This window comes from Amycolatopsis thermalba (genome assembly GCF_003385215.1).
Lineage (GTDB): Bacteria > Actinomycetota > Actinomycetes > Mycobacteriales > Pseudonocardiaceae > Amycolatopsis_E > Amycolatopsis_E thermalba.
Genome location: NZ_PQHW01000162.1, coordinates 1 through 11,038, shown reverse-complemented (window position 1 = coordinate 11,038; position 11,038 = coordinate 1). Strand labels below are relative to the sequence as shown.

At 72.0% G+C, this 11,038-nt stretch carries 12 protein-coding genes; 6 read left to right on the top strand and 6 right to left on the bottom strand.

Features of this window, described 5'->3' with window-relative positions:
- Positions 1-40: 40 nt before the first annotated feature.
- From D0D15_RS34235 to D0D15_RS34220, 4 genes are read right to left on the bottom strand one after another with little or no spacing between them, the layout of a single operon-like run.
- Positions 41-376, bottom strand: a complete 336-nt coding sequence (locus tag D0D15_RS34235; RefSeq protein ID WP_094009029.1) for a DUF3099 domain-containing protein — start codon at positions 374-376, stop codon at positions 41-43.
- A gap of 54 nt (positions 377-430) precedes the next feature.
- Complete coding sequence (locus D0D15_RS34230) at positions 431-1,531, bottom strand: M20 family metallopeptidase (RefSeq protein ID WP_094009030.1); 1,101 nt, start codon at positions 1,529-1,531, stop codon at positions 431-433.
- Positions 1,532-1,542: 11 nt separating this feature from the next.
- The gene (locus tag D0D15_RS34225; protein ID WP_094009031.1) at positions 1,543-2,088 is read right to left on the bottom strand and encodes a DinB family protein; all 546 of its coding nucleotides are present in this window, start codon (positions 2,086-2,088) and stop codon (positions 1,543-1,545) included.
- Positions 2,085-3,368, bottom strand: a complete 1,284-nt coding sequence (locus D0D15_RS34220; protein ID WP_094009032.1) for an amidohydrolase — start codon at positions 3,366-3,368, stop codon at positions 2,085-2,087. Before D0D15_RS34220 ends, D0D15_RS34225 begins: the two co-directional genes overlap by 4 nt.
- 50 nt (positions 3,369-3,418) lie before the next feature.
- Between D0D15_RS34220 and D0D15_RS34215 the strand changes: the two genes are divergently transcribed.
- The 4 genes from D0D15_RS34215 to D0D15_RS34200 all read left to right on the top strand — a co-directional run bounded on the left by D0D15_RS34215 (position 3,419) and on the right by D0D15_RS34200 (position 8,602).
- A complete protein-coding gene (locus D0D15_RS34215; protein ID WP_162830726.1) occupies positions 3,419-4,900 on the top strand; it encodes a N5-glutamine methyltransferase family protein in 1,482 nt (493 codons plus the stop codon).
- The gene (dtd, locus tag D0D15_RS34210) at positions 4,897-5,322 is read left to right on the top strand and encodes a D-aminoacyl-tRNA deacylase (RefSeq protein WP_094009033.1); all 426 of its coding nucleotides are present in this window, start codon (positions 4,897-4,899) and stop codon (positions 5,320-5,322) included. Before D0D15_RS34215 ends, dtd begins: the two co-directional genes overlap by 4 nt.
- 243 nt (positions 5,323-5,565) lie before the next feature.
- Complete coding sequence (locus D0D15_RS34205) at positions 5,566-6,591, top strand: sigma-70 family RNA polymerase sigma factor (RefSeq protein ID WP_094009034.1); 1,026 nt, start codon at positions 5,566-5,568, stop codon at positions 6,589-6,591.
- A 349-nt stretch (positions 6,592-6,940) separates the two neighbouring features.
- Complete coding sequence (locus D0D15_RS34200; protein ID WP_115945046.1) at positions 6,941-8,602, top strand: fumarate hydratase; 1,662 nt, start codon at positions 6,941-6,943, stop codon at positions 8,600-8,602.
- A 45-nt stretch (positions 8,603-8,647) separates the two neighbouring features.
- Here D0D15_RS34200 and D0D15_RS34195 read toward each other — a convergent pair whose 3' ends face one another.
- Together D0D15_RS34195 and D0D15_RS34190 are read right to left on the bottom strand one after the other, a co-directional pair.
- A complete protein-coding gene (locus D0D15_RS34195) occupies positions 8,648-9,085 on the bottom strand; it encodes an SRPBCC family protein (RefSeq protein WP_094009036.1) in 438 nt (145 codons plus the stop codon).
- 17 nt (positions 9,086-9,102) lie between these two features.
- The gene (locus D0D15_RS34190) at positions 9,103-9,609 is read right to left on the bottom strand and encodes a hypothetical protein (RefSeq protein WP_233157545.1); all 507 of its coding nucleotides are present in this window, start codon (positions 9,607-9,609) and stop codon (positions 9,103-9,105) included.
- A gap of 133 nt (positions 9,610-9,742) precedes the next feature.
- Here D0D15_RS34190 and D0D15_RS34185 point away from each other — a divergent pair, with 133 nt between their 5' ends.
- Both D0D15_RS34185 and D0D15_RS34180 read left to right on the top strand, forming a co-directional pair.
- Positions 9,743-10,162: a YciI family protein gene (locus D0D15_RS34185; RefSeq protein WP_094009038.1), complete on the top strand. Its 420-nt coding sequence runs from the start codon at positions 9,743-9,745 to the stop codon at positions 10,160-10,162.
- A 1-nt stretch (position 10,163) separates the two neighbouring features.
- On the top strand, positions 10,164-11,038 hold an 875-nt coding region (locus tag D0D15_RS34180; protein WP_115945045.1), incomplete at its 3' end, for an RNA polymerase sigma factor.

Below are 11,038 nucleotides of genomic sequence, written 5' to 3'. Positions count from 1 at the left end.
GGCGTGGGACTCGCGTGCGGGAGCGTGGGACTCGCGGGGGTCAGCCGTCGATGATGCGGTGTTCGCGGTGCTCGATGGCCTTCGCGGAGCGCTGGTAGCGGTTGACCTCCTCCCGCTTGCGCGGGGGGCGGTCGTTGGCGATCAGCACCGCGACCCACGGCAGCGGGACCGAGATGACGATGAACAGCAGCGCGAGCCACCAGGTGTGGTAGAAGAGCCCGGCCAGCACCAGGCACGGGAACCGCATGCCCATCATGAGCATGTACTTGCGCTTGCGGGCCGCGTGTTCCTCTTCGTAGGACGGGGCGGCCTCGGTGATGAGAACGGGGGCGTCCTCGTCGCCGGTGCCCCGGGGGGACCTGTTCACCGCGACCACCTCCTGTGCCCTCCATGCTGCCACTTCCCCCGCACCGGCGATACTCGGGTGGCGTTAAATCCCGCACCAGGCGGCACAGATGCGCTTCAGGATCTCCACCGACTCCGCCAGGCGGGTGATCGAGCACCACTCGTCGGTGACGTGCGCCTGCTCCGGCTGGCCGGGGCCGCAGATGAGCGTCGGCACGCCGCCCAGCGCGGGCGTCAGCACGGACGCGTCGGTGAAGTACGTCGCCGTCGCCACCTCCCCGCCGGCGCCCGTGACGTCCCGGACGATCTCGGCCGCCGAAGCCGCCCACTCGTCGCCCGGATCGGTCCACACCGGCGGCAGGTCGATCAGCGGCCGGACCTCGACGCCGGCCACCGAGGCCAGTTCGGCCAGCAGCGCCGCGTGGTCCTGCCCCGCCACCGTGCGGACGTCGACCGTCGCCACCGCGCGGTCGGGTACCGAGTTCGTGTTCAGCCCGCCGGCGAAGGTGCCGACGTTGAGCGTCGGCGGCCCCATCACCGGGTGCGGCTCCACGCCGAACCGGTACTCCGCCAGCCGCGTCACCGCCGCCGCCAGTTTGACGACCGCGTTGTCCCCCAGGTGCGGCATCGACCCGTGCGCGGTGACCCCGGACGCGTGCGCCTCCAGCCACAGCGCGCCCTTGTGGCCGTGGAACGCCACGTTCGCCGTTGGCTCGGTGATCACCAGCGGCCCGCTCGGCCCCAGCCGGTCCGCCACGAACCGCGCGCCCTGCGAGCCGGTCTCCTCCGCCGCCGTCAGCACCAGCCGCAGTCCGGACCGCCGCGGCCGGGACCGCGCGACCGCGACCGCCGCCGTGACGATCGCCGCCACCCCGGCCTTCATGTCGCTCACCCCGCGGCCGTAGACCCGGTCGCCGTCGGTCTCCCCGGCGAACGGGTCGCGCTGCCACGGCGCGCCGCCCAGCGGCACCGTGTCGACGTGCCCGGACAGGCACAGCGGCGGCACGTCGTGCCCGGTCTCCCACTCGGCCACCAGCGTGCCGCGGCCGGGTTCGTGCTCGAACACCTCCAGCCGGAACCCCGCCTCCCGCAGCAGCGGCGCCACGACCTCCAGCGCCGCCGTTTCGGCGTGCCCCACCGTGTCGACCGCGGTCAGCGCGCGGGTGAGCGCGAGTGCGTCGGTCACGTTTCCCTCCTTCAGTACCCGGTCTTGCCGTCGATCCGTTCGCGCAGCAGGTCGGCGTGCCCGTTGTGGCGGGCGTACTCGGCGAGCACGTGCACGATGATCCGGCGCAGCGAGACCGGCTCGCCGGAGGCCGCGTGCACGCCGGTGACGTCCAGCGACGGCGCGTCGGCGACGATCCGCCGCGACTGCTCGCACTCGGCGCGCCACACCGCCAGCGCCTCCGCCGGATCGCCGTCCAGGCGCTCGAAGTCCTGCTCCGGATCGTCGTCGGAGTAGTACAGGACCGGCACGTCCTCGCCGCGGAACTGGATGCGGAACCACCAGCGTTCGACACCGGCGAGGTGGCGCAGCAGCCCGTGCAGGGTCAGGCCCGACGGCGGGATCAGCTTCTCGGACAGGCGATCCGGTGGCACGCCGGCGCACTTGAGCTCGAAGGTCTGCCGGTGCCAGTCGAGGTAGGCGGTGAGGATCTCGCGCTCGTCACCGGTCTTGGGCAGGGGCGGGCGCGTGTCCTCGGCCCACAGCTGGGCGAAGTTGGCGGCCGGGATCTCGGTCATGCTCCGAGCGTGCCACCACCCACCGACAAAAACGTGAGCGCGGCCACGACCAGCGTCTCCACGCCGGTGCGCAGCGTCGGGTGCAGCACCGGCGCGAACCGCGGCGAGTGGTTGGACGGCACGTCCCGCTCGAACCGGCCCTCGGCCATGGCGGTGAGCACGAAGTCCTGGTCCAGCCCGCCGACCAGCCAGAACACCGACGGCACCCCGGCCGCGCGGCCGAACTCGCCGAAGTCCTCGCTGCCGGTGACCAGCGGCGCCTCCATGGTGCGGTCGGCGCCGAAGTGGGCGGTGAAGGCCTCGCTCAGCGTCCGGTTCGCGGCCTCGTCGTTGCTGGTCACCGGGAACGTCGCGATCGGCGTGATCTCCGGGGGCCGTGGCGCGCCCGCCGCGGCCGCCTCGCCCCGGACGATGCGCTCGACCGCGGCCAGCACCCGGGACCGGACCTGCTCGTCGAAGGTGCGGACGTTGACCTCGAGCACGGCTTCCTCGGCGATGATGTTGGGCGCGGTGCCGACGTGCATCGACCCGACGGTCACCACGGCCTGCTCGGTCGCCGCGATCTCGCGGGACACGATCGTCTGCAGCCGCATCACCACCGACGCGGCCAGCACCGCCGGGTCGACGGTCGTCTCCGGCCGGGAGCCGTGCCCGCCGCGGCCGTGCAGCACGATCCGCAGCGAGTCGGTCGCCGCCATCAGCACGCCCGGCCGGGTCAGCACCCAGCCGGCCGGGCCGGGCACGACGTGCTGGCCGAGCACCACGGCGGGTGTGCCGACCAGGTCGAACAGGCCGTCGCGGACCATCGCCTCCGCGCCGTCGCCGACCTCCTCACCGGGCTGGTAGACCACGACGAGGGTGCCCCGCCAGCCGTCCCGCCGCGCGGCGAGCAGCCGGGCGGCGCCGTCGAGCCAGGTGGCGTGCATGTCGTGGCCGCACGCGTGCATGACCGGGACCTCGTCGCCGCCGGCGTTCGGCGCGCGCACCTCGCTGGCGTAGGGCAGGCCGGTCTTCTCGGCGACCGGCAGCGCGTCGATGTCCGCGCGCAGCATCACGGCCGGGCCGTCCCCGTTGCGCAGCACCCCGGCCACGCCGGTGCCGCCGATGCCGGTGTGCACCTCGAACCCGGCCTCACGCAACCGCGCCGCGAGCTTGCCCGCGGTCCGGTGCTCGGCGAACGACAGCTCGGGGTGCCGGTGCAGGTCGACGTAGAGCTCCTGCAGGCCCGGCAGGAGCTCGTCGAGCCCCGCGAACAGCGCTGCCCGGTCCGTGGTGGTCATACGGCCATCACAGCACAGCCGCGGCGGCTCGCGTGGGAGGATCACCCACCGTGAGCATTCCGCGGTTCTCCGACGATTTCCTGGCCCGGCTGCGCGAGGCGTTCCGGCGGACCGGCTACGACGCCGACGGCGTGGTCGGCGCGCTCGGCGGGACCGCGCACGCGGCGCTGGGCCGCGGTGAGCCCGAACTCGCCTTCCGCGCCACCGCGGACGCCGGTGAGCTCGGCACGCTCATCCGCCTGTTCCTGCTGGGCTCGGCCGAGCCGGAGGCGGCGGTGCGGGCGGCCCTGGCGCCGCTCGCGCTGGACGACGCGGTCGCGGCCGGTCTCGTGCGCGGACGGGAGCTGCTGCGCGCGGGCCTGGACGTGCGGCCGCACGGGGACGAGCAGGGTTCCTGGTGGGTGGTGTCGGACCTGGACTCCGACGTGCTCGGCGCCGAGGTGCCGCCGGACCACGTGCTCGGCGTCGGCCACGCGTCGCTGAGCCTGATCCGCGCCACCACCCGCCGCCCGGTGGGCAGCCTGCTGGACCTGGGCACCGGCAACGGGGTGCAGGCGCTGCACGCGACCCGGCACGCCCGGCGGGTCACCGCCACCGACGTGTCGGAGCGGGCGCTGGCGCTGGCGGACGCGACGTTCCGGCTGAACGAGCTGGACGTGGAACTGGTGCGGGGCGAGTGGTTCGCGCCGGTCGCGCGCCGCCGGTTCGACCAGATCGTGTGCAATCCGCCGTTCGTGGTGGGACCGCCGCGCATCGACTACACCTACCGCGACTCCGGGCTGGGCGGCGACGACGCGAGCGCGCTGGTGATCCGCCAGCTGCCCGGGTTCCTGACCGAGGGCGGCACCGGGCAGCTGCTCGCCTCCTGGTTGCACGTCGACGGCGAGGACTGGGCCGACCGGGTGAGCCGGTGGCTGCCGGGCGGCACGGACGCGTGGTTCGTGCAACGCGACGTAGCCGACCCGGGGCTGTACGTGGGCACCTGGTTGCGTGACGCGGGCATCGATCCGCGCTCCGAGCGCGGCCGGGCCAAGGCCGCCGGCTGGCTGGATTGGTTCGCGGAGAACAAGGTCCGGGGCGTCGGGTTCGGGTTCGTCACGCTGCGCCGGACCGACGCGGCGCACCCGACGGTGGTGTGCGAGGACCTGCGGCAGGCCTACGACGATCCGCTGGGCCCGGAGGCCGGCGCCTGGCTGGACCGCGTGAGCTGGCTGCGCGAGCACGGCCACGACCTGCTCGGCGCGCGCTTCCGGGTGCCGCCGACGGTGCTGCTGGAGCGGGTTTCCGCGCCCGGCGACGAGGGCTGGGACACCACCGTGCTGCGGCTGCACCGCTCCGACGGGCCCGGCTGGCAGCACGAGGTCGACGAGACGGTCGCCGCGCTGCTGGCCGGCTGCCGGGGCGCGCTGCCGCTGTCGGACCTGCTGTCGCTGCTCGCCGCCGGGCACGGCCTGGACGCCGACGCGCTGACCGAGGCCGCGTTGCCGCCGCTGCGCGAGCTGGTCCGCCACGGGTTCCTGGAGGCGGTGTGAGGGCGGTCGCGGCGCGGGTGACCGAGGCGAGCGTCACAGTCGGGGGTGAGGTCGTCGGCGCGATCGAGGAGCCGGGGCTGCTGGTGCTGCTGGGCGTCCACGTTTCGGACACCGAAGACAAAGCGGTCACCATGGCACGCAAGCTGCACGAGCTCCGGATCCTGCGCGACGAGGAGTCCTGCGCCACTTCCGGGGCCCCGCTGCTGGTGGTGAGCCAATTCACGCTCTACGGCGACACCCGCAAGGGGCGCCGTCCATCGTGGACGCAGGCGGCCCGCCCGGACGCCGCGCTGGCGTTGTTCGACCGCGTCGTGGCGGAGCTGCGCGAGCGCGGAGCCCGTGTGGCCACGGGGAAATTCGGCGCCATGATGGCGGTGCACAGCGCCAACGACGGGCCCTTCACGGTGCTCGTAGAGGTCTGAACCACTGCCCCGCCGGGCGGGTCTCTCAGCAAAACCTCAGCTTTGGTGGAGCAACCCGGTCCGGTACCGCCCCGTCTGGAAGTCGAGGAGGCGGGAACGTTTTGGCAACGGCCGGCGTTGGAACCATTGTCCAGCCGACGAGCTGGGCGCGCGGGGGTGGAGTACTCCACAGGATTCACCCACGCGGCGCAGGAGCCGGTGTGACGCACCGAACGTGTCCGCCCGTGACCGGGGAGGCAGAACATGTCAGTACAGACTCTCGAGCGTCCGACTCGTGAGGTCCCCGAGCCCGAATTCGAGCCCGTCGAGTCCAGCGTACGCCCTTCGCCGAACCTCGACGCGGATCTCGACGCCCAGGGCCCGGCCGCGGACCTCGTGCGGGTCTACCTCAACGGGATCGGCAAGACCGCGCTGCTGTCCGCCGCCGACGAGGTCGAGCTCGCCAAGCGCATCGAGGCGGGGGTGTTCGCGCAGCACATGCTCGACACCGCGCCGAAGCTGAGCCCGCAGCGCCGCAAGGAGCTGGAGGCGCTCGTGCGCGACGGCCACAAGGCCAAGAACCACCTGCTGGAGGCCAACCTCCGGCTGGTCGTGTCGCTGGCCAAGCGCTACACCGGACGGGGGATGCCGCTGCTCGACCTGATCCAGGAGGGGAACCTGGGTCTGATCCGCGCGGTGGAGAAGTTCGACTACTCCAAGGGGTTCAAGTTCTCGACCTACGCGACGTGGTGGATCCGCCAGGCCATCACCCGCGGCATGGCCGACCAGGGCCGCACCATCCGGCTGCCCGTGCACCTCGTCGAGCAGGTCAACAAGCTGGCCCGCATCAAGCGCGACCTGCACCAGCAGCTCGGCCGTGAGGCCACCAACGAGGAGCTGGCCGCCGAGTCCGGCATCGCGGTGGAGAAGGTCGCCGACCTGCTCGACCACGCCCGCGACCCGGTGAGCCTGGACATGCCGGTCGGCACCGACGAGGACGCCCCGCTGGGCGACTTCATCGAGGACTCCGAAGCCACCGACGCCGAGAGCGCGGTCATCTCGGGCCTGCTGCAGGACGACCTGCGCCGGGTCCTGGCCACGCTCGACGAGCGGGAGCAGCAGGTCATCCGGATGCGCTACGGCCTCGACGACGGCCAGCCGCGCACCCTCGACCAGATCGGCAAGCACTTCGGGCTGTCCCGCGAGCGGGTCCGCCAGATCGAGCGCGAGGTCATGTCGAAGCTGCGCCAGGGCGAGCGGGCCGAGCGGCTGCGCGCCTACGCCAGCTGACCCGTCCAGGGCAACCGACAGGGCCACTCCGCCTACGCGGGGTGGCCCTGTTTGCCTTCCACGACAACCCGATCGGCCGTGTTGACGTATGACGTAGGTCACGTCACCGTGGAAGCAACGTCTGGTGAGTTCTTCACGTCCTACGGACGGTGAACTTCGCGGCGGGCGCCCTGTGCTCCCGGCCGCTTTCCCCGGAAGGTCGGGTCCGTCGGGGTGGGCCCGGCCTTCCGACTTTTCCGGGGTGGTTCGCGCCACGCGATCGCCGGCGAGGTCCGCGCCACACCTCAGCGTGGGTGAGCACGCGCAGGCGGTAACGTCAAGGGCCCGAATTGCCTGCGAGGGAGCCCGAGTGACCACCACCACCTTCCAGTACACCGACGTGCTGCCGCTGGGTCCGGACCACGAGACCGAGTACCGGCTCGTGACGGCCGAGGGCGTCCGGGTCGTCGAGGCCGCCGGACGGAAGTTCCTGGAAGTCGACCCCGAAGCGCTGACCAAGCTCGCCCGGACCGCCATCACCGACATCCAGCACCTGCTGCGCTCGTCGCACCTGGCGCAGCTGCGCGCGATCGTCGACGACCCCGAGGCCAGCGGCAACGACCGCTTCGTGGCGATGGACCTGCTGCGCAACGCCGCCATCTCGGCCGGCGGGGTGCTGCCGATGTGCCAGGACACCGGCACCGCGATCGTCATCGGCAAGCGCAGCCAGGGCGTGCTCACCGGCGGCAACGACGAGCAGGCCCTCGCGCGCGGCATCTTCGACGCCTACCAGGAGCTGAACCTGCGCTACTCGCAGATGGCGCCGGTCACCTTCTGGGAGGAGAAGAACACCGGGACCAACCTGCCGGCCCAGATCGAGCTGTTCCACAAGGACGGGACCGGGGATCCGAGCTACGAGTTCCTGTTCATGGCCAAGGGCGGCGGCTCGGCCAACAAGACGTTCCTCTACCAGGAGACCAAGGCCGTCCTGAATCCGAAGCGGCTGGCGAAGTTCCTGGACGAGAAGCTGCGCAGCCTCGGCACCGCGGCCTGCCCGCCCTACCACCTGGCGATCGTGGTCGGCGGCATGTCGGCCGAGTACAACCTCAAGGTCGCCAAGCTCGCCTCCGCGCGCTACCTGGACAACCTGCCGCGCGAGGGCTCCCCGCTCGGCCACGGCTTCCGGGACACCGACCTGGAGCAGCAGGTCCTGGAGATGACCCGGCAGTTCGGCATCGGCGCCCAGTTCGGCGGCAAGTACTTCTGCCACGACGTGCGCGTCATCCGCCTGCCGCGGCACGGCGCGTCCTGCCCGGTCGGCATCGCGGTGTCCTGCTCGGCGGACCGCCAGGCCAAGGCGAAGATCACCGCCGACGGCGTGTTCATCGAGCAGCTGGAGCGCGACCCGGCCCGCTTCCTCCCGGACGTGACCACCGACGACCTGTCCGACGAGGTGGTCCAGGTCGACCTGAACCGCCCGATGGACGAGATCCGCGCGCAGCTGTCCTCGCTGCCGGTGAAGACCCGCTTGTCGCTGACCGGCCCGCTGGTGGTGGCCCGCGACATCGCGCACGCCAAGATCGCCGAGCGCCTCGAAGCCGGTGAGGAGATGCCGCAGTACCTGCGCGACCACCCGGTCTACTACGCCGGCCCGGCCAAGACCCCGGACGGCTACGCGTCCGGCTCGTTCGGGCCGACGACCGCGGGCCGGATGGACTCCTACGTCGCCCAGTTCCAGGCGGCAGGCGGGTCGATGGTCATGCTCGCCAAGGGCAACCGGTCCAAGCAGGTGACCGCGTCCTGCCGGCAGCACGGCGGCTTCTACCTGGGCTCGATCGGTGGCCCGGCGCGCCGGCTGGCGCAGGACTGCATCAAGAAGGTCGAGGTCCTGGAGTACCCCGAGCTGGGCATGGAAGCCGTGTGGAAGATCGAGGTCGAGGACTTCCCGGCGTTCATCGTCATCGACGACAAGGGCAACGACTTCTTCGCCGAGACCTCGGAACCGGTGCTGCAGATCAGCTTCCGCTCCTGACCGGCTGACGGGAACGGGCGCCACCCGCGGGTGGCGCCCGTTCCTTCACGCCTGGAACAGGTTCACCAGCCGGTCCAGCGTCTTGTCGATGGCCTGCTTGTTCTTGCGCGGGAAGAAGCTCAGGTCGATCAACAGCGGGATCCGCGCGGTGGACCAGTCGAAGGTCTCGGTGACCTCGGTCGAGCCGTCCTCGAGGGGCGTGAGCTGCCAGCGCCAGCGGTGCCCGTTGAAGTGCCGCCAGGCGATCAGCCGGTTCTCGTCGTACTCGACGACCGTGTTGAGGATCTTGTACGGCGCGCCCATCTTCATGTCCATGCCGAAGCGGGAGCCGAGCGTCAGGCGTTCCGGCCCGCTGCTCTGCGCGGCCAGCACCGTGCCGGACCCGTCGATCAGCGGGTGCTTCGACGGGTCCGTGAGCAGCTCGAAGATCTTCTCCGGCGGAGCCGCGACGATCCGCGTGGCGGAGACCTGGCGTTTCTTCATGCCCGGGATACTACCGGTCAGTAACCTCGTTTGGCGCTCGTCAGCACCACGGTCCGCTCGTTCAGGGGTTCGGACAGGGTCGCCGATACCACCGGGTAGCGCATGTCCATGGTGCACATCTGGCCCGCCAGGTTGCTCTTGTTCTCCACCAGGGTGACCACGACCTGCCGCGCGTCCTGGGCGGTCACCTCGGCCGCGGCGCGCCCGCACCCGCCTTCCTCGGCTCGGACGAACAGCTGCCTGCCGTCGGCGCTGACGTACACCTCGCGCGGGAAGTCCGAGGGCAGCGCCGAGGAGTCGACGCGGGTGGCCGGCACCTGGGCGGTGTCCGCGGGCGGCTGCATCTGCCGCGGGCCGCCGGGCATCACCGGGGGCAGGTCGGTGGTCGGGATGGGCGCGACGACCGAGGGCTCGCCGGTGGGCTGACCGCCGGAGCCGGGCTGGACGGATTCGGGTCGCTCACCGCAGGCCGTGGCCGCCAGCAGGACGAGGCCCAGCCCGCACATCGTTGCTTTCCACCTCATGCTCCCTGGACGGTACGGGCCCGCCGGCGGGTTGCACGAAAAATCTCCGGGGCCGTGTCGATCGAATCGTTCCCCGTTCGACCCATGGGGTGAGAGGGTCCGAGAGGGACCCGGACATCGAGGGAGAAACACCGTGAAGTTCATGCTGATCTGGCGGGCCACCGACGAGGCGTTCGCGAACCTGGGCGACTTCGACTTCGACCAGATGATCGAGATGACCGGACGCTACAACCAGGAGCTGATCCGCGCGGGCGTGCTGGTCGCCGCCGAAGGGCTGGACGACGCGAACGACGGCGTGGTGGTCGACTTCTCGTCCGAGCCGCCCGTGGTCACCGACGGCCCGTACGGCGAGACGAAGGAGCTGTTCGGCGGGTTCTACATCCTCAACGTGGCCTCCAAGGAGGAGGCGGTCGAGTGGGCCAAGCGGTCGCCGATCAAGGGCAAGGGCTTCAAGACCGAGATCCGCCGCGTCACCACCATCGACGAGTTCCCGCAGGACAACGAGTGGATCCAGAAGGAGCGGGCGTGGCGCGAGGCGACCGGCCAGCTCTGAGATGACCGAACGGGAAGCGATCGCCGCGGTCTGGCGGATCGAGTCGGCGCGGATCGTCGGTGCGCTCGCGCGCTACACCGGCGATTTCGCGCTGGCCGAGGACCTCGCGCAGGAGGCGCTGGCCGAGGCGCTGGTGACCTGGCCGCGTGAGGGGGTGCCGCGCAACCCGGCGGGGTGGCTGCTCACGGTGGGCAGGCGGCGGGCCGTCGACGCGTTCCGCCGCCGCTCCGCGCTCGACTCGAAGTACGCCGTCCTCGCAGCCGACCTGCGCGAGGACGGCGGCGAGGTCGAGTGGGACCCGGACCAGATCGACGACGACGTGCTCGCGCTGATGTTCATCTCGTGCCACCCGGTGTTGTCGCGGGAGGCCAGGGTCGCGTTGACGCTGCGCGTGGTGGGCGGTCTGACCAGCGACGAGATCGCGCGGGCGTTCCTCGTGCCGACGGCGACCGTGCAGGCGCGGATCACGCGCGCGAAGAAGACGCTCGCCGCGGCGCGGGTGCCGTTCGAGGTGCCCGCGCCGGACGAGCGGGCCAAGCGGCTCGGCTCGGTGCTGAACGTGATCTACGTGATCTTCACCGAGGGGTCGTCGGCCAGCTCGGGCGGCGACCTGATCCGGTTCGACCTCGCGGGTGAGGCCCAGCGCCTCGCCCGGGTGGTGTCGCGCCTGATGCCGGACGAGCCGGAGGTGCACGGGCTGCTGGCGTTGCTGGAGCTGACGGCGGCCCGGTTCCCGGCGCGGACCGGGCCGGACGGCGAGCCGGTGCTGCTGGAGGACCAGGACCGGCGGCGCTGGGACCGCTCGGCGATCCGGCGGGGCCGGGCGGCGCTGGCGCGGGCGGAGGCGGCCGGCCCCGCCGGATCGCCGAGCGGTCC

Coding starts and splice junctions, on each gene's coding strand:
- D0D15_RS34225 (WP_094009031.1), bottom strand. CDS start 2,088: ATGACCGAGATCCCGGCCGCCAACTTCGCCCAGCTGTGGGCCGAGGAC.
- D0D15_RS34220 (WP_094009032.1), bottom strand. CDS start 3,368: ATGACCACCACGGACCGGGCAGCGCTGTTCGCGGGGCTCGACGAGCTC.
- D0D15_RS34205 (WP_094009034.1), top strand. CDS start 5,566: ATGTCAGTACAGACTCTCGAGCGTCCGACTCGTGAGGTCCCCGAGCCC.
- D0D15_RS34195 (WP_094009036.1), bottom strand. CDS start 9,085: ATGAAGAAACGCCAGGTCTCCGCCACGCGGATCGTCGCGGCTCCGCCG.
- D0D15_RS34190 (WP_233157545.1), bottom strand. CDS start 9,609: ATGAGGTGGAAAGCAACGATGTGCGGGCTGGGCCTCGTCCTGCTGGCG.